This is a genomic window from Pseudomonas sp. R9.37 (genome assembly GCF_963878885.1).
Lineage (GTDB): Bacteria > Pseudomonadota > Gammaproteobacteria > Pseudomonadales > Pseudomonadaceae > Aquipseudomonas.
Window position 1 is genome coordinate 538,756 of the sequence record NZ_CAWNZA010000022.1, and the last position, 25,199, is coordinate 563,954.

Annotated in this window: 29 protein-coding genes; 17 read left to right on the top strand and 12 right to left on the bottom strand. The window is 60.7% G+C overall.

Going from position 1 to position 25,199, the window contains the following annotated elements; genetic code table 11:
• The first annotated feature begins 52 nt into the window (after positions 1-52).
• Positions 53-1,219 carry an aminotransferase-like domain-containing protein gene (locus tag AACU78_RS14655; RefSeq protein WP_106576715.1) on the top strand — a complete coding sequence of 389 codons (1,167 nt, stop codon included), beginning with the start codon at positions 53-55 and terminating at the stop codon, positions 1,217-1,219.
• A gap of 10 nt (positions 1,220-1,229) precedes the next feature.
• Positions 1,230-1,832, top strand: coding sequence for a glutathione S-transferase family protein (locus AACU78_RS14660; RefSeq protein WP_106576524.1), 603 nt, complete (start codon positions 1,230-1,232; stop codon positions 1,830-1,832).
• A 100-nt stretch (positions 1,833-1,932) separates the two neighbouring features.
• Here the strand turns inward: AACU78_RS14660 and AACU78_RS14665 are convergent, their stop codons facing one another.
• Positions 1,933-2,829: a LysR family transcriptional regulator gene (locus tag AACU78_RS14665; RefSeq protein WP_106576525.1), complete on the bottom strand. Its 897-nt coding sequence runs from the start codon at positions 2,827-2,829 to the stop codon at positions 1,933-1,935.
• A 125-nt stretch (positions 2,830-2,954) separates the two neighbouring features.
• Here AACU78_RS14665 and AACU78_RS14670 point away from each other — a divergent pair, with 125 nt between their 5' ends.
• Genes AACU78_RS14670 through AACU78_RS14680 form a run of 3 tightly spaced genes read left to right on the top strand, consistent with a single transcriptional unit; the run spans position 2,955 to position 5,891 of the window.
• Positions 2,955-4,247: a CitMHS family transporter gene (locus AACU78_RS14670; protein WP_106576526.1), complete on the top strand. Its 1,293-nt coding sequence runs from the start codon at positions 2,955-2,957 to the stop codon at positions 4,245-4,247.
• A 1-nt stretch (position 4,248) separates the two neighbouring features.
• On the top strand, positions 4,249-5,574 hold the full coding sequence (locus AACU78_RS14675) for an acyclic terpene utilization AtuA family protein (protein ID WP_106576527.1): 1,326 nt from the start codon (positions 4,249-4,251) through the stop codon (positions 5,572-5,574).
• Positions 5,571-5,891 carry an AtuA-related protein gene (locus tag AACU78_RS14680; protein WP_106576528.1) on the top strand — a complete coding sequence of 107 codons (321 nt, stop codon included), beginning with the start codon at positions 5,571-5,573 and terminating at the stop codon, positions 5,889-5,891. Before AACU78_RS14675 ends, AACU78_RS14680 begins: the two co-directional genes overlap by 4 nt.
• Positions 5,892-5,994: 103 nt before the next feature.
• Here AACU78_RS14680 and AACU78_RS14685 read toward each other — a convergent pair whose 3' ends face one another.
• The 5 genes from AACU78_RS14685 to AACU78_RS14705 all read right to left on the bottom strand — a co-directional run bounded on the left by AACU78_RS14685 (position 5,995) and on the right by AACU78_RS14705 (position 8,778).
• Positions 5,995-6,366: a glutathione S-transferase N-terminal domain-containing protein gene (locus tag AACU78_RS14685; protein ID WP_106576529.1), complete on the bottom strand. Its 372-nt coding sequence runs from the start codon at positions 6,364-6,366 to the stop codon at positions 5,995-5,997.
• Positions 6,367-6,468: 102 nt separating this feature from the next.
• Positions 6,469-7,014 (bottom strand): GTP cyclohydrolase I FolE, encoded by a 546-nt coding sequence (gene folE, locus AACU78_RS14690; RefSeq protein ID WP_003442011.1) that lies wholly within the window; start codon positions 7,012-7,014, stop codon positions 6,469-6,471.
• A gap of 78 nt (positions 7,015-7,092) precedes the next feature.
• Complete coding sequence (locus tag AACU78_RS14695) at positions 7,093-7,650, bottom strand: Smr/MutS family protein (protein ID WP_106576530.1); 558 nt, start codon at positions 7,648-7,650, stop codon at positions 7,093-7,095.
• A gap of 75 nt (positions 7,651-7,725) precedes the next feature.
• Complete coding sequence (locus tag AACU78_RS14700) at positions 7,726-8,046, bottom strand: hypothetical protein (protein ID WP_106576531.1); 321 nt, start codon at positions 8,044-8,046, stop codon at positions 7,726-7,728.
• A gap of 141 nt (positions 8,047-8,187) precedes the next feature.
• A complete protein-coding gene (locus tag AACU78_RS14705; protein ID WP_106576532.1) occupies positions 8,188-8,778 on the bottom strand; it encodes a cysteine hydrolase family protein in 591 nt (196 codons plus the stop codon).
• Positions 8,779-9,017: 239 nt separating this feature from the next.
• Here AACU78_RS14705 and prmB point away from each other — a divergent pair, with 239 nt between their 5' ends.
• Positions 9,018-9,926: a 50S ribosomal protein L3 N(5)-glutamine methyltransferase gene (prmB, locus tag AACU78_RS14710; protein WP_106576533.1), complete on the top strand. Its 909-nt coding sequence runs from the start codon at positions 9,018-9,020 to the stop codon at positions 9,924-9,926.
• Between the two features lie 140 nt (positions 9,927-10,066).
• Here prmB and AACU78_RS14715 read toward each other — a convergent pair whose 3' ends face one another.
• Complete coding sequence (locus AACU78_RS14715) at positions 10,067-10,873, bottom strand: hypothetical protein (RefSeq protein WP_106576534.1); 807 nt, start codon at positions 10,871-10,873, stop codon at positions 10,067-10,069.
• 99 nt (positions 10,874-10,972) lie between these two features.
• Positions 10,973-11,935 (bottom strand): alpha/beta hydrolase, encoded by a 963-nt coding sequence (locus tag AACU78_RS14720; RefSeq protein WP_106576535.1) that lies wholly within the window; start codon positions 11,933-11,935, stop codon positions 10,973-10,975.
• A 143-nt stretch (positions 11,936-12,078) separates the two neighbouring features.
• On the opposite strand from AACU78_RS14720, the gene aroC reads away from it, so the two are divergent.
• From aroC to AACU78_RS14740, 4 genes are all read left to right on the top strand, one after another.
• On the top strand, positions 12,079-13,170 hold the full coding sequence (aroC, locus tag AACU78_RS14725) for a chorismate synthase (RefSeq protein WP_106576536.1): 1,092 nt from the start codon (positions 12,079-12,081) through the stop codon (positions 13,168-13,170).
• 52 nt (positions 13,171-13,222) lie between these two features.
• Complete coding sequence (locus tag AACU78_RS14730) at positions 13,223-14,389, top strand: MFS transporter (protein ID WP_106576537.1); 1,167 nt, start codon at positions 13,223-13,225, stop codon at positions 14,387-14,389.
• Entirely contained in the window at positions 14,386-14,916 is a 531-nt protein-coding gene (locus AACU78_RS14735) for an acireductone dioxygenase (RefSeq protein ID WP_106576538.1), read from the top strand. Before AACU78_RS14730 ends, AACU78_RS14735 begins: the two co-directional genes overlap by 4 nt.
• Before the next feature lie 208 nt (positions 14,917-15,124).
• Entirely contained in the window at positions 15,125-15,391 is a 267-nt protein-coding gene (locus AACU78_RS14740) for a response regulator transcription factor (protein ID WP_106576539.1), read from the top strand.
• 58 nt (positions 15,392-15,449) lie between these two features.
• On the opposite strand, the gene AACU78_RS14745 is transcribed toward AACU78_RS14740, so the two are convergent.
• Positions 15,450-15,728 (bottom strand): DUF3509 domain-containing protein, encoded by a 279-nt coding sequence (locus tag AACU78_RS14745; protein WP_016970113.1) that lies wholly within the window; start codon positions 15,726-15,728, stop codon positions 15,450-15,452.
• 394 nt (positions 15,729-16,122) lie between these two features.
• Between AACU78_RS14745 and AACU78_RS14750 the strand changes: the two genes are divergently transcribed.
• From AACU78_RS14750 to AACU78_RS14770, 5 genes are all read left to right on the top strand, one after another.
• Positions 16,123-17,949: a long-chain-acyl-CoA synthetase gene (locus AACU78_RS14750; protein WP_106576540.1), complete on the top strand. Its 1,827-nt coding sequence runs from the start codon at positions 16,123-16,125 to the stop codon at positions 17,947-17,949.
• A 111-nt stretch (positions 17,950-18,060) separates the two neighbouring features.
• Entirely contained in the window at positions 18,061-18,576 is a 516-nt protein-coding gene (locus AACU78_RS14755) for an ankyrin repeat domain-containing protein (protein WP_106576541.1), read from the top strand.
• A gap of 41 nt (positions 18,577-18,617) precedes the next feature.
• The gene (locus tag AACU78_RS14760) at positions 18,618-19,148 is read left to right on the top strand and encodes a hypothetical protein (protein WP_106576542.1); all 531 of its coding nucleotides are present in this window, start codon (positions 18,618-18,620) and stop codon (positions 19,146-19,148) included.
• 67 nt (positions 19,149-19,215) lie between these two features.
• Positions 19,216-19,407 carry a PLDc N-terminal domain-containing protein gene (locus tag AACU78_RS14765; RefSeq protein WP_003172956.1) on the top strand — a complete coding sequence of 64 codons (192 nt, stop codon included), beginning with the start codon at positions 19,216-19,218 and terminating at the stop codon, positions 19,405-19,407.
• A gap of 417 nt (positions 19,408-19,824) precedes the next feature.
• Positions 19,825-21,912 carry an LTA synthase family protein gene (locus AACU78_RS14770; RefSeq protein WP_106576543.1) on the top strand — a complete coding sequence of 696 codons (2,088 nt, stop codon included), beginning with the start codon at positions 19,825-19,827 and terminating at the stop codon, positions 21,910-21,912.
• Positions 21,913-21,966: 54 nt separating this feature from the next.
• On the opposite strand, the gene AACU78_RS14775 is transcribed toward AACU78_RS14770, so the two are convergent.
• A complete protein-coding gene (locus AACU78_RS14775) occupies positions 21,967-22,119 on the bottom strand; it encodes a DUF3309 family protein (RefSeq protein WP_003236711.1) in 153 nt (50 codons plus the stop codon).
• Positions 22,120-22,449: 330 nt separating this feature from the next.
• Here AACU78_RS14775 and AACU78_RS14780 point away from each other — a divergent pair, with 330 nt between their 5' ends.
• Positions 22,450-23,265, top strand: coding sequence for an SDR family oxidoreductase (locus tag AACU78_RS14780; protein WP_106576544.1), 816 nt, complete (start codon positions 22,450-22,452; stop codon positions 23,263-23,265).
• Between the two features lie 228 nt (positions 23,266-23,493).
• Positions 23,494-23,685, top strand: coding sequence for a carbon storage regulator CsrA (gene csrA, locus AACU78_RS14785; protein ID WP_106576545.1), 192 nt, complete (start codon positions 23,494-23,496; stop codon positions 23,683-23,685).
• A gap of 7 nt (positions 23,686-23,692) precedes the next feature.
• On the opposite strand, the gene AACU78_RS14790 is transcribed toward csrA, so the two are convergent.
• A complete protein-coding gene (locus tag AACU78_RS14790) occupies positions 23,693-23,920 on the bottom strand; it encodes a YheU family protein (protein WP_064453367.1) in 228 nt (75 codons plus the stop codon).
• Positions 23,921-23,992: 72 nt separating this feature from the next.
• A complete protein-coding gene (locus tag AACU78_RS14795; protein WP_106576546.1) occupies positions 23,993-25,177 on the bottom strand; it encodes an osmoprotectant NAGGN system M42 family peptidase in 1,185 nt (394 codons plus the stop codon).
• Positions 25,178-25,199: the final 22 nt, after the last annotated feature.

Here is a 25,199-nt window from a genome sequence, read left to right on the forward strand (position 1 = left end):
TTCGGTCAAGCAGTTTGACGTATTTTTCATGCGCTTTGCCACCGGTGACCTTATGGCCTTCTCTGAACGTGTTACGCGCCTCAAAAGCTCCTTGATCCGTGAAATCCTTGCCGCGGCCCAGCGCCCGGAAGTGATGTCGTTCGCCGGTGGCCTGCCGGCCGAAGCCATGCTGCCCGCACTGAATTGGGACAGCATGCCGCTCACCATCGGCCAATATGGCATGAGCGAAGGCGAGCCGCAGTTGCGCGAACTGCTCGCCGCCCAGGCCCGCGCGTTGGGCGTACCGTGCCAGGCGAGCCAGGTGCTGGTGGTCAGCGGTTCCCAGCAAACCCTGGACCTGGCCGCCAAACTGTATATCGACAAAGGCACCAAGGTTCTGCTGGAAGGCCCGACTTACCTGGCGGCGTTGCAGATCTTCCAACTGTTCGGCGCCGATTGCCTGACCGTGCAACTGGAGGCCGACGGTCCCCACCTTTGCACCTTGCGCACCCTCCTTGAACGCCATCGCCCGGCGTTCATCTATTTGATTCCGACGTTCCAGAACCCTTCGGCCGTACGCTACAGCGAGGCCAAGCGCGCTGCCGTCGCCGCGATGCTCGATGAGTTCGGCGTCACCCTGATCGAAGACGAACCCTACCGCGAACTGACCTTTGACGGCGCCAGTGCGCAGCCCATCGCCGGGCGCTTGAAAAAAGCCAGTTGGATCTACACCGGCACTGTCTCCAAGACCCTGCTGCCGGGCCTGCGCGTCGGCTACCTGATCGCCAGCCCGGATCTGTTCCCGCATCTGCTCAAGCTCAAGCAATCGGCCGACCTGCACACCAACCGCGTCGGCCAGTGGCAGGCCATGCAGTGGATCGGCACCCAGAAGTACCAGCAGCACCTGGCTGAACTGCGCCGCTTTTACCGCGAGCGCCGCGATGCATTCCAGGCCGCGCTGGAGCGTCATTTTGGCGATCTGGCTGACTGGCAGACGCCTCAGGGCGGATTATTCTTCTGGCTGACCTTGAAACAACCGCTCGACACCCGCACCTTGTTGGCGCAAGCATTGGATCAGGACGTCGCGTTCATGCCTGGTGAACCGTTCTTTTCCGAGCCCGATCAACACTTCGGCTCGTTGCGCCTCAATTTCAGCCATATCGACCCGGCCCGTCTGGACGAAGGTCTCAAGCGCCTGGCCGCGGTGGTCCGTCAAGCACAGCACGCGCAAGCGGCATAAGGGGAGCCCCATGTACAAGGTTTATGGCGATTACAAGTCGGGCAACTGCTACAAGGTCAAGTTGATGCTCAATCTGTTGGGCATCGAGTACCAATGGATTGATGTCGATATTCTCAAGGGCGACACCCAGACCGCTGAATTCCTGGCCAAGAACCCCAATGGCAAGATCCCGGTGCTGGAACTGGAAGATGGCACCTGCCTGTGGGAATCCAACGCGATCCTCAACTTCCTGGCGGACGGCAGCGAGTTTCTGCCGGCTGAGCCGCGCCTGCGTACCCAAGTGCTGCAATGGCAGTTTTTCGAGCAATACAGCCATGAGCCGTATATCGCGGTGGCGCGGTTTATCCAGTTCTACCTGAACATGCCGGAAGATCGACTGGAGGAATACAAAACTACCCATAAGGGCGGCTACAAGGCCTTGAGGGTGATGGAGCGTCAGTTGCAAGCCACGCCCTACCTGGTGGGCGAGCGATATTCGATTGCCGATATCGCGCTGTATGCCTACACCCACGTGGCCCACGAAGGGGGTTTTGACCTGACGCCATACCCGGCGGTGCAGGCGTGGCTCAAGCGTGTGGCCAGCCATCCAAAACATGTGGCGATGCTGGACTGAACGCAGGCCCACAGGTGGGAGCGGGCTTGCTCGCGAAGGGAGGGCAGTCACTGATGATTGGACTGATCCACCGTTTTCGCGAACAAGCCCGCTCCCGCCTTTAGCTGTCCCTTGTGGCAGACAGTTGATCCTTCAGCAAGTCAAAACAGCGCTGCGCCGCCGGGCTCAAGCCCATGCCGCTGCGCCTGATCAAGCCGATCTCCCGGTTCACCCCGGGATGATCGATGGTGATGCGCTTTAACCCCTCCAGGCTGTCCGCCGCCGACTCCGGCAACACACTGATGCCCAGCCCTTGGCGCACCAGCGCCAGCACTGTGGACATATAGTTGGCTTCCATGCCGGCGTTCATGCTCAGGCGCGTCTCGTCGAACAACGCATCCACCTGCTCACGCACACTGCTGTCGCGTCCAGTAAGAATGATCGGTTGATCCGCCAATTGCTCCAGGGTCAGTTGAGGATGGCGGGCGAGGGGATGATCCAGCGGTACAAACGCACACAGCCGATCATTCAACACCGGCTCGAACGCCAGGCCATGGCTCAACCGTGCGCGCACACCGATACCGAAATCCACCTCGCCGGCGCGAACTTCGGCATGAATACGGTGAGCCACCAGGTCATGCAGGCGGACCTCGATGCCGGCGAAGTGCTCGCGAAACTGGCGCAAGGCCGGGGGCAGGGCACCGGCGCATACCGAGGGCAGGGCGGCGATAGTCACTACACCACGGCGCAACGCGGCGAGGTCGCGCGAGCCGGTGACGATGTTGTCCAGGTCCAGCAGCAGTTTTTCCATGGGCCCGCGCGCTTCCTGGCCGGCGGCGGTGATGCTCACGTGGCGCGGGCTGCGGTCGAGCAGGGCGACGCCGAGCCACTCCTCCAACTGCTGAACTTGTACGGTCAGTGCTGACGCAGACAGATGCAGTTCATTGGCGGCCTTGGTGAAGCTGCCGGTGCGCGCCACGGCCAGGAATGCCTGAATATGCTGGATGCTGTTTTTCATGGGAGCAGCTTCATTTTGTTTTTCCGAACGTGAGCAGCTGAATATTCCAATTTACAAAGACTAACCCGCTTCCAATACTCCGGGGAAAACAATAACCGGCCATCAAGGCCGCTCTGGAGTAACCCATGCTCGCTACCCTGGGTGTCATTACCATCCTGTGCCTGCTCGCCGCCGTCATGAGCAAACGCCTCTCGCCACTGGTGGCGCTGATCGCCTTGCCGATCATTGCCGCCTTGCTCGGCGGGTTCGGCCTGCAAACCAGCGCCTTCATCATTACCGGTATCAAGAACGTCGCCCCCGTGGTGGGCATGTTTGTGTTCGCGATCCTGTTTTTCGGGATCATGACCGACGCCGGCATGCTCGATCCCATCATCGACCGTATCCTGCGCACAGTCGGGACGCGCCCTACGCGCATTGTCGTCGGCACCGCGACGCTGGCGCTGCTGGTGCACCTGGACGGCTCGGGGGCGGTGACGTTTCTGGTGACCGTGCCGGCGATGCTCCCGTTGTATACACGGCTGGGCATCGATAAACGCATCCTCGCCTGCGTGTGCGCGATGGCTGCCGGGGTCAACTTCCTGCCCTGGACCGGCCCCGTGCTGCGCTCGTCGGCCGCCTTGCACGTGCCGGTGGCCGACCTGTTCCAGCCGCTGATCCCGGTGCAGATCGTCGGGCTGATGTTTGTGTTCGCCTGTGCCTGGTGGCTGGGCCGCCGCGAAGAAAAACGCCTGGGCCTGGGTGCCGGTTCCACGGTCGATGCGGTGCCGCAACGCGTGCTCAGCGACGCTGACAGCCTGTTGCGTCGCCCACGCCTGTTCTGGGTCAACCTGATGCTCACCGTGCTGGTGATGGTGGTGATGATTGCCGGCTGGGTCGACCCGGTGGTGATGTTCATGCTCGGCACCGTGGTGGCACTGTGCATCAACTACCCGAATGTGGACGCCCAGCGCGCACGCATCGATGCGCATGCCAAGACCGCCCTGACCATGGCCAGCATTCTGCTTGCCGCCGGGGTGTTCACCGGCATCATGCAAGGCACCGGCATGCTCAAGGCCATGGCCGAAGTGGCGGTGGCGCAAATTCCAGCCGGCCACGGCAAGTTGATCCCGGCGGTGGTGGGCTTCATTTCCATGCCGCTGAGCCTGCTGTTCGACCCCGATTCCTACTATTTCGGCGTGATGCCGGTGATCGCCGAAGTCGGCAAGGCCCTGGGCGTCGACCCGTTGCAAGTGGCCCAGGCCTCATTGCTGGGCGTGCACACCACCGGCTTTCCAGTCAGCCCGCTGACCCCCGCGACGTTTTTGTTGGTAGGCCTGTGCAAGGTCGAACTGGCCGACCACCAGCGCTTCACCATTCCTTTTCTGTTTGCCGCGTCGGTGTTGATGACCCTGACCGCGTTGCTCCTGGGAGTGATTTGAGATGAAAACCTTGCGCATCGGTTCCGGCGCCGGCTATTCCGGCGACCGTATCGAACCTGCCGTGGAGTTGGCCAGCCGGGGCGACCTGGATTATCTGGTCTTCGAATGCCTGGCCGAGCGCACCATCGCGCTCGCGCAGCAGGTGCGTATCAGCGATCCACAGGGCGGTTATGACCCGTTGCTGAGTGAACGCATGCGCCGCGTGCTGCCGTTTGTGGGCCGGCGTGATGGCCAGCGTCGGCTGCGGGTGATCACCAACATGGGCGCTGCCAACCCGGTGTCAGCGGCCATCGAAGTGCGGCGGATTGCCGATGAATTGGGCCTGCACCTCAACGTCGTGGCTGCGGTGGGCGATGACGTGCTGCAGGTTTTGCAGCCCGAGCTAATGCTGGACAACGGCCAGACCCTCGGCTCGTTGGGCGAGCGGCTGATTTCGGCGAATGCCTACTTGGGCGTCGACGCCATACTGGAGGCGCTGCACGCCGATGCCGATGTGGTGATCACCGGACGCGTGGCCGACCCCTCGCTGTTTCTGGCGCCGCAGATGTTCGAGTTCGACTGGGCCGCGCACGATTGGCAACGCCTGGGCCGCGGTACGCTGGTGGGGCATTTGCTCGAATGCGCGGGTCAGGTCAGCGGCGGTTATTTTGCCGACCCAGGTTTCAAGGACGTGGATGACCTGGCGCGCCTGGGCTTCCCGTTGGCCGAGATCAACGCCGACGGCGAAGCGGTGATCACCAAAGTGGCGGGTTCTGGCGGGCGGGTCAGCCGCGCTACCTGTACTGAGCAACTGATCTATGAAGTGCATGACCCGGCGGCCTACCTGACGCCGGACGTCACTGCCGACTTTTCTCACGTGAGTTTTGTCGAGGAAGGCCTCGACCGCGTGCGCGCCCTGGGCGCCGATGGCCGTGCGCGGCCTGAGCAATTGAAGGTCAGCGTCGGCTATTTGGACGGTTGGATCGGCGAGGGGCAGATGTCCTACGGCGGTCCGGGAGCTGTCGCACGGGCGCAGTTGGCGCGGGATATCGTGCTCAAGCGGCTGGAGTTGATGGGCGTCAACATGCAGGAGGTGCGCGCCGAGTTGATCGGCATGGATTCACTGCACGGCCCACGCAGCAACGTCGAACCCTGGGAAGTGCGCCTGCGCGTGGCCGCGCGCTGTGAAGCACGCAGCGACGCGGTGCGGGTCGGCAATGAAGTGGAAACCCTTTACACCAACGGCCCGTCGGGCGGCGGCGGCGCGAGCAAAAGCGTGCGGCAAGTGGTAGCGGTGGCGTCGTTATTGCTGGCGCGAAGCGCGGTCAACCCGAGGATCGAAGCATGAAACTGCACACCCTGGCCCATTCCCGCACCGGCGATAAGGGCGACACCTCGAACATCTCGATCATTGCCTATCGCGCTGAGGATTATCCGCTGCTGTGCGAGCAGCTCACGGCGGAGCGCGTCGCCGAGTTTTTTGCCGGTTTGCGCGAACCCGGCGCGGCGCCGGTGCGGCGTTATGAACTGCCGAATGTGCAGGCGCTGAACTTTGTGTTGCCGGGGATCTTGCGCGGCGGCGTTACCCGCTCGCTGGCGCTGGATGCCCACGGCAAGTGCCTGGGCTCGGCCTTGTTGGCTATCGAATTGGCGATGCCGAACTAATGTGGGAGCTGGCTTGCCTGCGATGCAGACACCTCGATTTATCAGTTACACCGAGGGGATGCTATCGCAGGCAAGCCAGCTCCCACATTGACCGCGGTGTTTATCAGACCGCGGCGAACCGCTTGTCGAGGTAGTCAATGATCACTTTGGAGTCATACATCCAAGTGGTCTGGCCATTTTCTTCAATGCGCAGGCACGGCACTTTGATCTTGCCGCCTTCCTCCAGCAGGGTCTGGCGATCTTGCGCATTGTTCTTCGCATCCTTCAACGCCACCGGCACATTCAGACGGTGCAATGTACGACGGGTCTTCACGCAGAACGGGCAGGCGTGGAACTGATACAGGGTCAGGTCCTTGGCTGCAGCGTTCACCTGCGCCTGTTGTTCGGCGGGGCGCTGCTTTTTGCGTGGGCGGGTAATGAAGTCGCCCGCGATGATGACGTGGCCGAGGCCCACTCGAAGTGCTTTGACGAACATGGCTGAAAACCTCTTGCCCATGAAGAAGGGGCCGCAGCTTACCTGAAATTTGCAGGCGAAAAAAAACCGGCGATGAACGCCGGCTTTTTCCTACGCAGCCTGTTACTTGATCAGGCTGAGAAACTCGCTGCGCGTGGCCGCGTTTTCGCGGAACTCACCCAGCATCACCGAGGTGATCATCGAGGAATTCTGTTTCTCTACACCGCGCATCATCATGCACATGTGCTTGGCTTCGATCACTACGGCCACGCCCAGCGCGCCGGTGACTTGCATCACGGCATCGGCGATCTGACGGCTGAGGTTCTCCTGGATTTGCAGGCGGCGCGCATACATGTCGACAATCCGCGCTACTTTCGACAGGCCCAGCACTTTGCCGCTCGGGATATACGCAACATGCGCTTTACCGATAAACGGCAGCAGGTGGTGTTCGCACAGCGAGTACAGCTCGATGTCCTTGACCAGCACCATTTCGCTGTTGTCGGAGCTGAACAAGGCACCGTTGGTGACTTCTTCGAGTGTCTGTTCATAGCCGCGGCAAAGGTACTGCATCGCCTTGGCGGCACGCTTTGGCGTGTCGAGCAGGCCCTCGCGGGAAACGTCCTCGCCGAGTTGGCCGAGGATCGCGGTGTAATTCTGTTCCAGGGACATGAAACTACCTGTGGGATTTTCGCAAAGCGCAAGGTTACGGTGGCGGACACATCGCTGCAAGCCTGACGATGGCACTTGTTACTCGTCGCGCCCCTCCATCATGGTGCGCTTGAGCATCACATACACCGCGCCCGCGCCGCCGTGGCGGGCCTGGCAGGAGGTAAAGCCGAGCACTTGGGAATGCTGGCGCAGCCAGGTGTTGACGTGGCTCTTGATCATCGGCCGCTTGCCATCCAACCGCACGGCCTTGCCATGGGTGACGCGCACGCAGCGGATTTCGAATTTGGTCGCTTCGGCCAGGAAGGCCCAGAGGGTTTCGCGGGCTTTTTCGACGTTCATGCCGTGCAGGTCAAGGCTGCCCTCGAACGGGATCTGGCCGGCCTTGAGCTTGCGCATCTGGCTTTCCTGCACGCCGTCGCGGGCCCACATCAACTCGTCTTCGGGGCCTACGTCGATTACGAACTGGTCCGACAGGCCATCCACGGTGGTGGCATCGGTGCGCACGGTCGCAGCCTGGCGCAGCTTGGCGATCTGCGCCCGGTCGGTCTTGGGTTTGCCAGTGTCGGCACGGTCATGCTTGATCGGCTTGACGCCGCGCAGCTCGTTTTTGAACAGGGAAAAATCGTCGTCTTGCATGTCAGCCTCCGCGAAGGGCGGGCAGTTTACCTAAATCGCGGCGGCCGGGGCGCAGGAAACGCTATCCAAGCGCCATCAGTCGTGCTTTTTCATCAGGTGTGAGGCGATGTTCAGCGACAGCGGCTGACGCATCCGCCGACGGCTGCGACGCCATAACCAGACGCCCAGCCAGAGTACCAACAGGCCGATCACCAACAAAATTGCCGAGCCGCCCGGGCTGGCATTCAGTTCGCCGAGTGCTGGCGAATGACCAAAAAAACCGGCGCCGCCGGCACCTGCCAGCAGCAAACCTACAATGGCCAGCAGCGCGGCAAAGCCCGCTACCAGGCGCAGACGCCAGTTGCTCGGGCCCTTGGGGCGCAAGCGACGAGCGTCAAAACCATCGGATATCTTCATTCCGACCTTTCCTCCAGGGTATCGGCCCTTCGACCGGAAGATACACAGGTTGTTCCTGTACCAGAGGCAATTGCAGAAAATGAAAAGGTTTTGCGGATGAGCGGGGCAATAAACACGCCGCGCCGCTCATCAGAAGGTCGATCAGATCAGATCTTTGGTCAACGCGAGGGTCGCGAAGTTATCGGCCATGATGGCCATTTCGGTCTGTTGCACATGTTCAGCGCTCAGGATGCCGCCTTTGTAAGGCAGGTCGCGCGTGGCGCAGGCGTCTTCCACCAGGGTGCAGCGAAAGCCCAGGTTCTTGGCGGCGCGCACGGTCGTGCTGACGCTGGAGTGGCTCATGAAACCGCAGACGATGAGGTCCAGGGAACCGAGGTCCTGCAGGTGTTTTTCCAGTCCTGTGCCGTGAAACGCGCTCGGCAGCAGTTTGCCGATGATGGTTTCGTCACCGAGCGGTTCCAGGCCGGGAATGAATTCGCCGCGCTCGCCCTGCGGGTCGAACAGGCCGCCGACGGTGCCAAGGTGGCGTACATGCACGATCGGACGCCCGGCATTGCGCGCGGCGGCAACCAACTGCTTGATGTTTTCGACCGCCGCGTCCATGCCCGAGAGGGCGAGTGGACCGCTGAGGTATTCCTTTTGGGCGTCGATGATCACGAGGGTCGCATGGTTCAGGTTGGCTGCTGCGTAACCGCGACCGCTGAGTTGAAACATCGTCTTTGGAACGGACATTCTGGGGCTCCTGTGAGGGGGGCTTTTGCGACATTGTCCACTGGCTGAGCGGTTCTGTGAATCGCTACCATCGTAAGGTACGCCGTTGTTGACGTGCAGCCATGTCAAGTGGGCGGCTTGTTTAAGCCTGCGATGGCAAATTGGATGAAATCCGACGGATGGCGAAGGGGTTTCGTACATCGTCGGTACAGGCGAAGGCTGTTAGAATCGCCAGTCGTTTTTTCCAGGAGCTTGCCCCCGTGATCACATCCCGCCTGCGCACATTGCGCGACCATATCCGTTGGGCTGTCAGCCGTTTCCATGGGGAAGACCTGTTTTTCGGCCATGGTACCGACAATGCCTGGGACGAAGCCCGGCAATTGGTGCTCGGCGCCTTGCACCTGCCTTGGGAAATTGCCGACAGCTACCTGGACTGCAACCTGGAAGAAGAGGAAATTTCCCACGTGCAGCGCTTGCTGCACCGCCGTATCCATGAGCGTGTGCCCACCGCTTACCTGTTGAAGGAAGCCTGGTTCTGCGGCATGTCGTTCATTGTCGACGAGCGTGTGCTGATCCCGCGTTCACCGATTGGCGAACTGATCGAAAACCGCTTCGAACCCTGGCTGGCTCAGCCACCGGCGCGCATCCTCGACCTGTGCACCGGCTCCGGTTGCATTGGCATCGCGTGCGCCTACGAGTTCCAGGACGCCGAAGTGGTGCTGGGCGACCTGTCCTTCGAGGCGCTGGAGGTGGCCAACCAGAACATCGAGCGCCATGGCGTCGACGAGCGCGTCTACACCGTGCAAGGTGACGGCTTCGACGGCTTGCCGGGTCAGCGGTTTGATCTGATCGTGTCCAACCCGCCGTACGTGGATGCCGAAGACTTCGCCGATATGCCCGACGAATACCAGCACGAGCCGGAGTTGGGCCTGGCCTGCGGCGATGATGGCTTGAACCTGGTGCGACGGATGTTGGCTGAGGCTGCGGACCACCTCACCGAGAAAGGCTTGTTGATTGTCGAGGTTGGCAACAGCCAGGTGCACGTTGAGGCGTTGTACCCGGAAGTCGACTTTGCCTGGCTGGAGTTCCAGCGCGGTGGGCACGGTGTGTTCATGTTGACGGCCGAGCAGTGCCGCGCGCATCAAGCGGTATTTGCTGCTCGGGTGTAAACCGACCCACCTGTAGAAACTGACCCTGAATGTGGGAGCGGGCTTGCCCGCGAATGCGGTATGACAGTCAACTTATCAGTGACTGATACACCGCTTTCGCGAGCAAGCCCGCTTCCACATTTTCATTGCGTTCCAACGGGCTAGCGGTGCGTGGCAATCCAGATCAACAACCCTGCCTGAAACACCGTAAACGCCACCAAACAGGTGATGGTAAAGCGCAGCCCGCTGTCCTCACGCTTGAACTTGGTGACCTTTTCCTCTTCCTTGCGCAGTTTCACTTCCTGCTCGGCCAGGTTCTGCTCGGCCTGTTGCAGCATCTGCGCGGCTTCGAGGATTTCCACGAACTGCACCTTCTCGGTGTTCCAGCTGTCCAGCACTGCGCTGACTTTGCCCGGCTGCACGTTGCCTTTGAGGTGTTGCACATCGGCGTAGGCCACATCAAAACCCTGGCTGCGCAGGAAGTGATCGCGACGCAAGCGCGTGGCTTCGTTCAGCGCGTCTTTATTGGCCAGGTCCACGCCGTCGACGCGGTAGTGTGACCACTTCTTTTTCGCCCACGCCGCGCCTTGAGCGACGAGGAAGCGACCGATTCCCCGGTTGGCCGGTTCGATTTCCAGGCTGTTGCCCGGGCCGAAGTGCACGCGGTGCTTATCGTGATCGACCCAGATATCCAAGTGGTTCTGCTCGCGGCGCACCCGCTGGCCCGGCAACTGGATGACCATGCGCAACAGGCTGTGGTGTTTGTCATTGCGTTCGGCATAGCCGAACTGCACGAACCGCAACGGCCGCGCACCGGTGGCACGGTCGGTGGCCAGGGGCGCGAGGCGCAGCATCTTGAAATGTTCGGCCTGCACGTCCGCCCACGGCAGGGCCGCTGCTTCGACGGCCTCGGTTTTTTCAGCCGGGGTGTCGGCAATAGGTTCTGGTGTAGCTTCTGTGGTTGTCATGCGGCGCGATCCTGTCCAAGCCCTGCGGGTCGACAGTCTTTTTACTGTCGACCCTGGGCTTATCGGCCGTTTTTCTCAGGACTGGAGGTAAATAGTCGCTTAACGGGGTTGAAGTCCGTCGATAAAGCGCACGATGCGCTCACCCAGCTCGGCGGCAAGCGGCAGTTTCGGGTCGTTGTAGGAGGCCAGTTGCTCTTTCACGTCCTTGGGCACGATGCGCATGACGTGGTTCATGCCTTCGATCACGGTCAAGTGCGCGTCGGGCTTGGCGTTTTTCAGTTGCCGTGCATCTGCGACGCCGACCTGAATATCGTTGGTGCCCTGGATGATCAGGGCCGGCATGTTCAGCTTGGCGAACGCGGCTGACGGGTCGGCGCGAAACAGGCTGATCAGATAAGGCTGCACGCTGGGTCGGAAAATACCTTCCAGCGGGCCCGGCACATCGGCATCCACTTGGCCGGCCTTGAGGTGGTCGAGGATCTCGTTGCTGCGCAGCAACAGGGCAGGGGGCAGGTGGTCGGCCAACTGCTGGCGGATCACCTGATCCACCGGTCGCGCACTGCCAGACAAAGAAATGACGCCGGCCGGATTCAGTTGCGGTGCGGCGAGCGCGGCAACCAGCGCGCCTTCGCTGTGGCCCAGGACGATCAGCGGGCCCATGCGGCTGTCGGCCTTGAGCAGCTTGCCCCAGGCCACGGCATCGGATACGTAGGCGTCCAGGGTCAGGTTGCGTTCATCCGGCGTGGCCGCCAGGCTGGCGGCCACGCCGCGCTTGTCGTAGCGCACGCTGGCAATGTTGTGTCGGGCAAGCACCCAGGCCAGCCGCTTGAGGCTGTCGTTGCGTGCACCGTCGGCGCTGTTGCCGTTACGGTCGGTAGGCCCGGAGCCGGCAATGATCAACACCACTGGCACCGGCTTGTCGGATTGGGGCAGTAAAAGCGAGCCAAACAGCTCGCCGTTGCCGGTGTCCAGGCTGATCGGCCGTTGCAGCACGACAGGGGAGGCGGCGAAGCCCAGGCTGGAAAACAGGGTGAGGGTTAAAAGCAGAACTCGCAGCATCATCGCGCCATCATCAGGAAGGTGCCGGTTGGACCAACGTCTACCGGTAAGGTTTCGAGGATGAACTAGTCGGTTAGCCTGCGTATACTGGCCGCCTTAAGTTATTACGGTTGACTTGATTCAACTGATTTCACGGAGCGCCCTGCATGTCCGGCAATACCTTCGGCAAGCTGTTCACTGTCACCACCGCGGGCGAAAGCCATGGCCCGGCGTTGGTCGCCATTGTCGACGGCTGCCCGCCAGGCCTCGAGCTGTCTGTGGAAGACCTGCAGCGCGACCTAGACCGCCGCAAGCCCGGCACCAGCCGCCACACCACCCAGCGCCAGGAGCCCGACGAAGTCGAAATCCTCTCCGGCGTGTTCGAAGGCCGCACCACCGGTTGCGCCATCGGCCTGCTGATTCGCAATACCGACCAGAAGTCCAAGGACTACTCGGCGATCAAGGACTTGTTCCGCCCGGCCCACGCCGACTACACCTACCATCACAAATACGGCGAACGCGACTACCGTGGCGGTGGCCGCAGCTCGGCGCGCGAAACCGCGATGCGTGTGGCCGCCGGTGCCATCGCCAAGAAATACCTGGCCACCCAGGGCATCGTGATCCGCGGCTACATGAGCCAGCTGGGTCCGATCGAGATCCCGTTCAAGACCTGGGACAGCGTCGACGACAACGCTTTCTTCAGCCCCGACCCGGACAAAGTGCCGGAACTGGAAGCCTACATGGACCAGTTGCGCCGCGACCAGGACTCCGTCGGCGCGAAGATTACCGTGGTTGCCGAAGGCGTCAAACCTGGCTTGGGCGAGCCGATCTTCGACCGCCTCGACGCCGAGCTGGCCCATGCGCTGATGAGCATCAACGCGGTGAAGGGCGTGGAAATCGGCGCCGGTTTCGCCTGTGTGTCCCAGCGTGGCACCGAGCACCGCGATGAACTGACCCCGCAGGGTTTCCTCAGCAACAACGCGGGCGGCATCCTGGGCGGTATTTCCTCGGGCCAACCGATCGTTGCGCACCTGGCCCTCAAGGCCACGTCGAGCATCACCACGCCAGGCCGCTCGATTGATGTACACGGCAACCCGGTGGATGTGATCACCAAGGGCCGTCATGACCCGTGTGTCGGCATCCGTGCCACGCCGATTGCCGAAGCCATGATGGCCATCGTGTTGATGGACCACCTGCTGCGCAACCGCGGGCAAAATGCCGAGGTGCGCGTGAATACGCCGGTGCTGGGCCAGCTGTGACAGCCTGTGGCGGGCGGGCGTGCTCAGGCAGGGCCGCGAAGCGGCCCCGTCCATGGTGAGCCCGACCCTCCCGTACTGGCGCCTGTCCAGCTTCTACCTGTTCTACTTCGCCCTGCTCGGGGCGACGGCGCCGTTCCTGGCGCTGTACTTCGATCATCTTGGGTTCTCCAGCGCACGCATTGGTGAGTTGGTGGCTATCCCCATGCTGATGCGCTGCGTGGCGCCCAACCTGTGGGGCTGGCTCGGCGATTACACCGGGCGGCGCCTGGCCATCGTCCGGTTTGGCGCGGTGTGCACGCTGGCCAGCTTTTCACTGATTTTCTTCAGCAAGACCTACGCCTGGCTCGCGCTGGTGATGGCCCTGCATGCGTTCTTCTGGCACGCCGTGTTGCCGCAGTTTGAAGTGATCACCCTGGCCCACCTGCAAAAGCAAACCTCGCGCTACAGCCAGATCCGCCTGTGGGGCTCGATTGGTTTCATCCTCACCGTGGTGATCATGGGCCGCCTGTTCGACTGGCTGAGCCTGGACATTTACCCGGTGGTGGTCGTGGTGATCATGGCCGGCATCATCGGTGCCAGCCTGTGGGTACCCAATGCGCAACCCGCGACCCACGACAATCGCCTGGCCGGTGACGGTTTTCTCAAGCAACTGCGCAGCCCTGGGGTACTGGCGTTTTATGCCTGCGTGGCGCTGATGCAAATGAGCCACGGCCCGTATTACACCTTCCTCACCCTGCACCTCGAACATCTGGGCTACAGCCGTGGCGTGATCGGTATGCTCTGGGCCCTGGGCGTGGTCGCAGAAGTGCTGATGTTTCTGGCCATGAGCCGCATCCTCACGCGCTTTTCGGTGCGACGGGTGCTGCTGGCAAGTTTCCTGTTGGCTGCCGTGCGCTGGTTGCTGCTGGGCTCATTCGCCGAATTTTTCTGGGTGCTGCTGCTGGCGCAGGTGATGCACGCGGCCACCTTTGGCAGCTTTCATGCGGCGGCGATTGCCTTTGTGCAACGCAGCTTCGGCGCCCGCCAGCAAGGCCAGGGCCAGGCGCTGTATGCCGCACTGGCCGGCACTGGCGGCGCATTGGGCGCGCTGTATGCCGGTTATAGCTGGAATCTGTTGGGGCCGACCCTGACCTTCAGCATCGCCAGTGTCGCGGCCCTGGCCGCCGCCCTCATCATTGGCTTTCGATTGCAAGAGCCGAATAAAGGAACCGTGCAATGAGTTATGTCGCTGTTTATCCGCTCGCCACACCCGATACCCCGAACAAGGTGTTGACCCATTTCGACGATATCGTCTCGACCCTGGTTGAGCACGGCGTGAGTTTTGACCGCTGGCAGCCCAGCCCGATTGAAAAAGGCGCCAGTGACGCAGAGATGATCGCCGCGTACCAGTCGCAGATCGATGCCCTCGGCTACGGCTCTGCTCAGGTATTGAACGTAACGGGCGACCATCCGCAGCGCGCCGAGTTGCGCGCTGAAGGCCTCAAGGCGCGTCGCTACAGCGCCGACAACGCGCATTTCTTCATCGCGGGCCAAGGCTTGTTCTGCCTGCTCGTGGGCGAATATGTCTACGCCGTGCGTTGTGAGAAAAATGACGTGCTGGTGGTTCCGGCCGGAATGCCGCATTGGCTCGACGTGGGCGAGAATCCGCACTGTGTGGCGCTACGTTTATTCCATACAGCCGAAGGCTGTGTGCCTCAGTTCACTGACCAGGACAGTGCCGCTGGTTTTCCAGGCTTGGACGATTAAGCGCGAATAGTTAAAGGTTCAATCCCGGCAGGTTGGAAGTTGTTGTGGGAAGGAACTCAATTAAATGTAAGACGTAGCTGTTTATGCGGCGCCTTATGCTTTCAATCCATTCGTTATGTAACTCTCTGCCGACTCAATGTTTATATCACCTGTCAATCGCAGGAATCCGAAAGGTGGTATGGCATCCACTGATACAGGAGAGAGATTGATGAGTGGCCCAGAGCAGCCGTGTCGCGCGCTTGCCGTGCCGAGCGCCGTTGGAAAACGCCTGAGCCTGTGCGGCAAACCCCTGACGCCGACAGAGCTGGAAATCCTGCGCTGGGCCTCGGAAGGCAAGACCGTCTGGGAAATCAGCCAGATTCGCGCCACCTCCCAAGCCACGGTTAAATTCCATCTGCGCAACATCTACCTCAAGCTGCAAGTCACCAACCGCGTACAGGCGATGAATGCAGCAGCCCGACAGGGGCTTTGTTGAAGGCACAAAAAAAGGCCGCGACGCTCAACGGCGTCGCGGCCTTTTTTGCTCAGATTACTCAGGCCGAATGGTAGGTCGGCAGGGCAAAGCGATTCTGGCTTTGCAGCATCGAGATCTGTGGCAGTTCGCTGGCTTGTTCGGCCAGGTCACGGCGAATGGCGCTGATGACCCAGGTCAGCTGGTCAGCGGTGTGCAGTTGTTGGTACGAAATCGAACGCTTGACCTGTTTGCCTTCGCTGTTGCGCAGGGTCAACAGGATCCCGCCGTCTGGGCGTGGCTGAGTGGTGACGTCGTATTGGGAGAATACAGAAGCGAATTTATCTTGGATCAGGCTCATGTCTATCAGCTCCGTTGGCTCAAGTTGGCAAGCATGGAGTGATAGGTGCAGTGATTGTGCCAGTATTGAGTTGTCTAAAAAATCGTTATAAATCAGGCACTTAAAATTTTTCAGATTTTTCACTTTCGTGCAATTTGCATGAAAGGCCATCGTGCATCCTGCATTTTGCGCTATCGAGGCCGGGCATTTCGCTCCCTCGTTACAGTTAATGACCGCGTCGGCGCCGCGCAATTCCCTTTTTGATGCTGGGCGGCATGGGATACAAAACTTTTCAAATCCCACATGTACAGCTGAAGAATGGCAGGCGTATTTTCCTGCAAGGCATCCGTCCTCGTCCTACAGGGCCGATGCGGTGTCTGGATCATACGAAGAATAAGAAAAAGGACGTTCCGCCATGAGCCATCCGCACGACGACATGATCACTTGGGGCAAGCTACTGCGTAAGGTGCCGGCGATAGTTCGGGCCCTGCCACGCGTGGTGCGCGGCATGCGCGCCGCGAACGTCACCGATCCCAGCCAGCCCTGCGGCCTGGGGTGGCAATTCGAACAGGCCACCTCTCGTAACCCAGATGGCGCGGCGCTGTTATATGGCGACAGTGTGCTCAGCTACGCCCAAGCCAACCAGCGTGCCAACCGCATCGCCCATCACCTGCACCAGCAGGGTATCGGCAAGGGGGATGTGGTCGCGTTGTTCATCGAAAACCGCCCTGAACTGCTGTTGAGCGTGCTGGCCGTGGCCAAGCTGGGTGGTATCTGTGCAATGCTCAATACGTCGCAAACCCAGGCGGCGCTGGTGCACAGCCTGAATCTGGTGAGTCCGGTGGCAATCGTGGTGGGCGCAGAGTTGGTAGCGGCCTACACGAGCGTGCGTGAGCACGTGACAATCGCGGCGCACAGGACCTGGTTTGTCGCCGATCAGCAGTCAAGCACGCCTCCTGAAGGCTATACCGACCTGATGGCCGCCAGTGCCGACGGCTCGGTGGACAACCCCGCCAGTACCGGACAAGTGTTCTTCAACGACCCCTGCTTCTATATCTACACCTCCGGCACCACCGGCTTGCCCAAGGCCGGCATCATGAAGCACGGGCGCTGGACCAAAACCGCCGTCAGCTTCGGCAGCATTGCGCTGGACATGGGCCCGGATGACGTCCTCTATTGCACGTTGCCGCTGTACCACGCCACCGGCCTGTGCGTGTGCTGGGGCTCGGCGATTGTCGGGGCTTCGGGCTTTGCCATCCGGCGTAAATTCAGCGCCAGCCAGTTCTGGGACGATGCGCGCAAATTCAACGCAACCACCCTGGGCTATGTCGGCGAGTTGTGCCGCTACCTGCTCGATCAGCCCGCCAGCGCTCAGGATCTCGATAACCGCGTGACCAAGATGGTCGGTAATGGCCTGCGTCCCGGCGTGTGGGCGCAGTTCAAGCAACGTTATGGCGTTGAGCATATCTGCGAACTGTATGCCGCCAGTGACGGCAACATCGGGTTCACCAACGTACTGAATTTCGACAACACCATCGGCTTTTGCCTGCAGCATTGGGCACTGGTGGACTACAACAACGACAGCGGTGAACCGGTGCGCGGCAGCGACGGTTTCATGCGCAAGGTGCAAACAGGCGGGCAGGGGTTGTTACTGGCCAGGATCGATGAAAAGTCACCGTTCGACGGCTACACCGACCCGGAAAAGAACCGCAAAGTGGTGCTGACCGACGTGTTCGAAAAGGGCGACCGCTATTTCAATACCGGCGACTTGTTGCGCAGCATTGGCTTCGGCCATGCGCAATTTGTCGATCGCCTGGGCGATACCTATCGCTGGAAGGGCGAAAACGTGTCGACCACCGAAGTGGAGAACGTGCTGCTGCAACATCCGCAGATTGCCGAAGTGGTGGCCTACGGTGTCGAGATCGAAAACACCAACGGCCGCGCTGGCATGGTCGCCATCACCCCAAGTGAATCCCTGGCCTCGCTGGACATGCGTGAATTGCTGCAATTCGCCCACGGCCAGTTGCCGCATTACGCGGTGCCGTTGTTCCTGCGGATCAAGGTGAAGATGGAAACCACCGGCACCTTCAAGTATCAGAAAGTGCGCCTCAAGGAGGAGGCCTTCGACCCGGGCAAGGCCGGCAATGACCCGGTGTATGCCTGGCTGCCGGGGTCGGATTGCTACGTGCCGGTCACCGGCCACTTGTTGGCGCAGATCCAGGGCGGACATTTTCGCTATTAAAAGCAGCGCTATTGATTCTGCCTATGACCGCTTTCGGCAAAAAAGCCATGACAGTGGGGAACTCCATCGCGACACTGGGCGCCTATAAAGCAACCAGACAAGGAGCCCCACATGTCAGACCAGCCTAAACAAATGACCGAAGACGAAGCCGCTGAATTTGCCGAGCAGGTCTTCGACGTGGCCCGCAAAGGCGATGCCGCCATGCTCGCCGCACTGCTGGCCAAAGGCTTGTCGCCTAACCTGCGCAATCACAATGGCGACACCTTGCTCATGCTCGCGGCCTATCACGGTCACGCCGACGCAGTAAAAGTGCTGCTGGAATTCAAGGCTGACCCGCTGATCGCCAACGACAAGAACCAGCTGCCGATGGCCGGTGCGGCGTTCAAGGGCAACCTGCCCGTGGTCAAGGCGCTGATCGACGGCGGCGCGCCGGTGGACGGCGCCTCCTCGGACGGCCGCACGGCGTTGATGATGGCCGCGATGTTCAACCGTGTCGAAATGCTCGACTACCTGCTCGGCCAGGGTGCCAACCCCAAAGCCACCGATGCCCAGGGTGCGACCGCACTGGCGGCGGCGCACACCATGGGCGCGGCGGATACGGCGGCGCAGTTGCAAAAACTGGTGTAGGCTACGCGCCCTCAAAAACCAGCTCGCCACAGGACTTTCCCATGCACACCGCCCTCGTCGAACTCATCAGCAAAATCAGCGCCGGCGTCATGGGCGAGGACGAAGTGGCACGCATCGCCGAGGAAGCGGCCCAGGCCTACGCGGACCCGGCTGCTTTTCTGGCGGCCAACCCGGATATCAACTACGACGACACTTTCCCGATTCCTCTGGGTGAGTGGGTCGTGGTCGGTAGCCTGCCGGACACGGTGTTGTTTCAAGCCGACACCTACGGCGACCTGTTTGCACAGATCGTCGCGTCGTTCGGCCCGGGCGTGGCGTTCACGCTCAAGCCCAAGCAGTTGGCCAAGACTGAAGACCTGACGGCGCTGAACCGCATCCAGATCCAGATGAGCGCGCTGAGCCCGCAAGACGGTGGCTATGTGCTGCTCAACTTCAGTCAGTTGCTGGATGACGAGATTCAGGCGGTGCTGGTCTACGGCAACGACCTGCCGCGCGTGCTGGAACTGTGCGCTGAAGTCGGCATCAAGGCCGAGCCGTCACTGGAAGCCCTGCGCGTTGCCGTCCACGTCTGAAATAAAACGGAACCCCTGCCAGGGCTGACTATCCTACAAGTGCATGCCCTCACTTAGGAGCGACACCATGGGTTCCACCTTTAATGGCTTGATTGGCCTGATCATCCTGGCGCTGGATATCTGGGCGATCATCAACGTGTTCAAAAGCGGCGCCAGCACCGGTGCCAAAGTGCTGTGGATTTTGCTGATCCTGTTGCTGCCTGTCTTGGGCCTGATCATCTGGGCAATCGCCGGGCCACGCGGTAACGTGCGGATCTGACGACGCCTGGGCCCGCTCTGATCCTGAGTGGGCACGCTAAATGTGGGAGCGGGCTTGCCCGCGCTAACGGTTTATCAGCCACAGTTGTGCGGGCTGACACATCGCTATCGCGGGCAAGCCCGCTCCCACATTCGTTTCCAGGGTATTTAGCGTTTTGTGTGTCGAAAGTATTCGCTGCACGAAATTTTCACATCTTTTCCAAGACAATTCGCCGGCTTTATCACGCTGCCAAGGCTCTATCTCGAGTGCCGTTAAAGGTACAAGCGCGGCGCACGTTCAGTAATTAATAGCGTTGATGCCATTGATCGGGCACCATTTGCGCCACCGCGTTAACCGCCTACCCCAGCCAGCCTGGGCGAGGGACGGACGCCACTGCATTTTTTCGCAACTTAAACTTCCAATGGGTCCTGAAACGACATGGCAAACCCGGACGCCCTGAGTCAGCAGCGAGCTTCAAATCGCCTGCTGCAACCGACCGTCAAATCCCATCTGGCGTACACGCTGCTCTGCGCATTGGTCATGATGGTGATGTTCTCCCTGCTGCGCCTGGCGCTGCTGGTCTACAACCGCGAGATGATCCTCGACACGCCGGCCTCGACGTTCCTGGAAGCGTTCGCCAACGGGCTGCGTTTTGACATACGCCTGGTGATGTACGTGCTGGTCCCGCTGCTGCTGGCCTTGTTCAGCGTACGGGCGATGGCGGCACGCGGGTTCTTCCGTTTGTGGTTGACCGTCGCGTCCAGCATTGCCCTGTTCCTGGGCCTGATGGAAATGGACTTCTACCGCGAATTCCACCAGCGCCTCAACGGCCTGGTCTTCCAGTATGTAAAGGAAGACCCGAAAACCGTGATGAGCATGCTCTGGTACGGTTTCCCGGTTGTGCGTTACCTGCTGGCCTGGGCCGTGGGCACGCTGATCCTGAGCATGGCCTTCAAAGGTGCCGACCGTGCAACGCGCCCCCGCGGCCCGTTCAGCGGCGGCAGCATCGGTACCCGCCAAGTGGCGCCGTGGTACAGCCGCATCGCCGTGTTTGTGGTCTGCCTGTTGATAGCCGTGGTCGCCATCCGCGGCACCTTGCGCCAAGGCCCGCCGCTGCGTTGGGGTGATGTCTACACCACCGAATCGAACTTCGCCAACCAGTTGGGCCTCAACGGCACGCTGTCGCTGATCGCTGCAGCCAAGGCGCGCTTCTCCGAGGAACGCTCCAATATCTGGAAGGCCACCCTGGACCAGCCGCTGGCCACCCAGACCGTGCGTGACATGCTGGTGCTGCCGCAAGAGAAACTGGTGGATACCGACACCGCCGCCGTGCGCCGTGACTACACGCCACCGGCCGAGAAGACCCTGCCGATCAAGAACGTTGTGGTCATCCTGATGGAAAGCTTCGCCGGTCACTCGGTGGGCGCTCTGGGCCGCCCGGGCAACATCACGCCGTACTTCGACAAGTTGTCCAAGGAAGGCTTGCTGTTCGACCGTTTCTTCTCCAACGGCACACACACCCACCAGGGCATGTTCGCCACCATGGCGTGCTTCCCGAACCTGCCAGGCTTCGAATACCTGATGCAGACCCCGGAAGGCAGCCACAAGCTGTCGGGCCTGCCGCAGTTGCTCAGCGCGCGCAAGTTTGACGACGTGTATGTCTACAACGGCGATTTCGCCTGGGACAACCAGTCGGGCTTCTTCAGCAACCAGGGCATGACCAACTTCATCGGGCGTAATGACTTCGTCAACCCGGTGTTCTCCGACCCGACGTGGGGCGTGTCCGACCAGGACATGTTCAACCGTGGCCTGGAAGAGTTGAAAGCCCGCGAAGGCGGCAAGCCGTTCTACGCACTGCTGCAAACCCTGTCCAACCACACGCCGTACGCGTTGCCGACGCCATTGCCGGTCGAGAAAGTCACCGACCGTGGCAGCCTCAACGAGCATTTGACGGCCATGCGTTACTCCGACTGGGCCTTGGGCCAGTTCTTTGAAAAGGCCCGTAAAGAGCCGTACTTCAAGGAAACCCTGTTCGTGATTGTGGGCGACCATGGTTTTGGCAACGAGCAGCAGATCACCGAAATGGACCTGGGCCGCTTCAACGTGCCGATGCTGATGATTGCACCGGGCATGCAGGAGAAGTTCGGCGAGCGTGACCACACCGTGGGCACTCAGATCGACATCGTGCCGACCATCATGGGCCGCCTCGGTGGCGACACCCTGCACCAGTGCTGGGGCCGTGACCTGCTGAATCTGCCAGAAGGCGACAAGGGCTTTGGCGTGATCAAGCCTTCGGGTAGCGATCAGACGGTGGCGCTGGTTACCGCGGACCGCATTCTGGTACTGCCCAAGGAGATGCCACCCAAGCTGTGGGAATATGAACTGGGCGCGAACCCGACCGGTAAAGTGATTCCCGAGTCACCGGACGAGGCAGCGCTAAAGCAGAAACTCGAGTCGTTCCTGCAGACGGCCACCAAGAGCCTGTTGGATAACACTGCCGGCGTGATTGACGGCAAGCCGGATTAATTAACCGGGCATAAAAAAAGAGGCCTCAATGAGGCCTCTTTTTTTGTGCGGAATTTATATCCGACCGAGCAACAACAGTACCACCAGCACTACCAGTACGACGCCCAGGATACCCGACGGGCCATAGCCCCAGTTACGCGAGTGCGGGAACACCGGCAGGCCGCCGACCAACAGCAGGATCAAGATAATGATCAGAATGAGGCTCATGGTTTTTTTCCTTATAGGGCCTTCTGAAAAGACCGGTTATTAACGACAGGCCCGTGGGTTTAAGTACGGACGCCTTAATAACTCCGACTCTGTCACTTCGAAGAAAATTCCCTGCTTTTTTAAAGCATTTTGCAAAGTTGCTTATTTCTTTTAATGCGTTCGCAATTACGTGCGCTTAGTTGAAAATTATTGAACTTACGCTATAAGCCATCCTCGCACCGGGCCTCAGGTTTTCCCGAGGTATTCATCAATTGGATGGTGCGTGGGTGTCGGAAAAACCTTCGCTACACTGCCGATCACTTCCTACGTGAACCACAAGGCTTATTTCCTATGCAAAATCGCATGATGATCACCGGCGCCGGGTCCGGCCTGGGCCGCGAAATCGCGCTGCGCTGGGCCCGTGAGGGTTGGCAGTTGGCCTTGTCGGATGTCAGCGAGCCGGGCCTGCAGGAAACGCTCAAACTGGTGCGCGAGGCGGGTGGCGATGGGTTTGTGCAGCGCTGCGATGTGCGTGATTACAGCCAGCTCACCGCTTTTGCACAGGCGTGCGAGGTGAAATTGGGCGGTATCGATGTGATCGTCAACAACGCCGGCGTAGCGTCGGGAGGCTTCTTTGCCGAATTGTCGCTGGAAGATTGGGACTGGCAGATCGCGATTAACCTGATGGGCGTGGTCAAGGGCTGCAAGGCGTTCCTGCCGTTGTTGGAGAAGAGCAGGGGCCGCATCATCAATATTGCCTCGATGGCGGCATTGATGCAGGGGCCGGCCATGAGTAATTACAACGTGGCCAAGGCGGGAGTGGTGGCGTTGTCGGAGAGCTTGCTGGTCGAGCTCAAGCATCAGGAAATTGGCGTGCACGTGGTGTGCCCGTCGTTTTTCCAAACCAACTTGCTGGATTCGTTTCGCGGGCCGACCCCGGCGATGAAGGCGCAGGTGGGCAAGCTGCTGGAGAGTTCGCCCATTTCGGCGGCTGACATTGCCGACTATATCTACCAGCGTGTGGCACAGGGCGAATTCATGATTTTGCCCCACGAGCAGGGGCGCATGGCCTGGGCGTTGAAGCAGAAAAATCCGCAGGTGCTGTATGACGAGATGACCAGCATGGCAGACAAGATGCGGGCCAAGGCTCAGGCGGTCAAGGCTTGAAGTGTTGGGCGTGTACCTAGGCGTTATGCCGGTAGCGGCGCCGCTGGATGGCGCTTCACCCGGCGTCAACCCGGTAACGGATAGGTACCCGACCAGACCGATGCAGCTGATGTCTGTCAGGCAAATTACCAGCCCGCGTAGGTCTCGCCTGATTTAGTGGCAAGCCATTGTCGCACCCCCTCCGAGCGCGCATGGTCAAGGTCCTGTCACTCCAAAAGGACAACCGCCATGCTGGTCTTAAGCCGCGCCGTAGGCGAAATCATTTCCATCGGCGATGACATCGCCTTGCATATCCTCGAGCTGAACGGAACCCAGGTGAAATTCGGCATCCAGGCACCGGTAGGGGTCAATGTGCACCGCGCCGAGGTGTATCAGAAAATCCTCGAGCGCCAAGCCACGCAACCTGAAACCAACCCCTAGAGCTTCCTCAATCGAACAGATGCTTGGGCACGTCGTGCTTGAGCATCAACTGGCATTGCTCGCTTTCAGGGTCGAACACAATCAGCGCCTGCCCTTTGGTCAGCGCCTGGCGCACGCGCAGCACGCGGGTCTCCAAGGGCGTTTCATCGCCATTGTCAGTGCCATCGCGGGTGACGAAGTCTTCGATGAGCCGGGTCAGGGTGTCGACTTCAAGTGCGTCGTAGGGAATCAGCATAAAAGCCTCAGAGGTAGAATCCCGGCGATGCTACTGCGCCGGGACCCGTCTTGCCAGTATCAGGTGCCAGCCTCAGGACTTCTGACCTACCAGACTGTCCACCGAGGGCACTCGCGTATCGCTCTCCATCTGCGTTTCGTGCTCGATCTGATGACTGAAGCGGTCCAGCGAACCCTGCGCCGGTTGCGCATCGCTGGCGAAGACCGGCGGGCTGAGGATGTACGCGCTCAGCAGGCGACTCAATGCCGCCAGGCTGTCGATGTGCGTGCGCTCGTAGCCGTGGGTTGCATCGCAACCGAACGCCAGCAGCGCGGTGCGAATGTCGTGCCCGGCGGTGACCGCCGAATGCGCATCGCTGAAGTAATAGCGGAACAGGTCGCGACGCACGGGCAGGTCGTTGTCCGAGGCCAGGCGCAACAAATGCCGGGACAGGTGATAGTCGTACGGCCCGCCGGAATCCTGCATCGCCACACTCACTGCGTGTTCGCTCGAATGCTGACCGGGCGCGACCGGAGCGATGTCGATGCCGACAAATTCACTCACGTCCCAAGGCAATGCCGCGGCGGCGCCGCTGCCGGTCTCTTCGGTGATGGTAAACAGCGGGTGACAGTCGATCAGCAACGGTTCGCCGCTGTCGATGATCGCCTTGAGCGCGGCGAGCAGTGCAGCCACGCCGGCTTTATCGTCCAGATGGCGCGCGCTGATGTGGCCGCTGTCGGTGAACTCGGGCAGCGGGTCAAACGCCACGTAGTCACCAATACTGATGCCCAGCGAATCGCAGTCGGCGCGGGTGGCACAGTAGGCGTCCAGGCGCAGTTCGACATGGTCCCAACTCACCGGCATTTCATCCACGGCGGTGTTGAAGGCATGCCCGGAGGCCATCAGCGGCAGCACACTGCCACGGATCACGCCGTTGTCGGTGAACAGGCTGACGCGACTGCCTTCGGCAAAACGGCTGGACCAGCAACCGACGGGCGCCAGGGTCAGGCGGCCGTTGTCCTTGATCGCACGCACGGCGGCGCCGATGGTGTCCAAGTGGGCCGAGACGGCACGGTCGGGGCTGTTTTTCTGGCCCTTGAGGGTGGCGCGAATCGTGCCGCGCCGGGTCATCTCAAAGGGGATCCCCAGCTCTTCCAGGCGCTCGGCGACGTAGCGCACGATGGTGTCGGTGAAGCCGGTAGGGCTGGGAATGGCGAGCATTTCCAGCAGCACCTTCTGCAGGTAGGTGAGATCCGGTTCTGGGATGGTTCGGCTCATAAAGACTCCTGATGAATGGGGG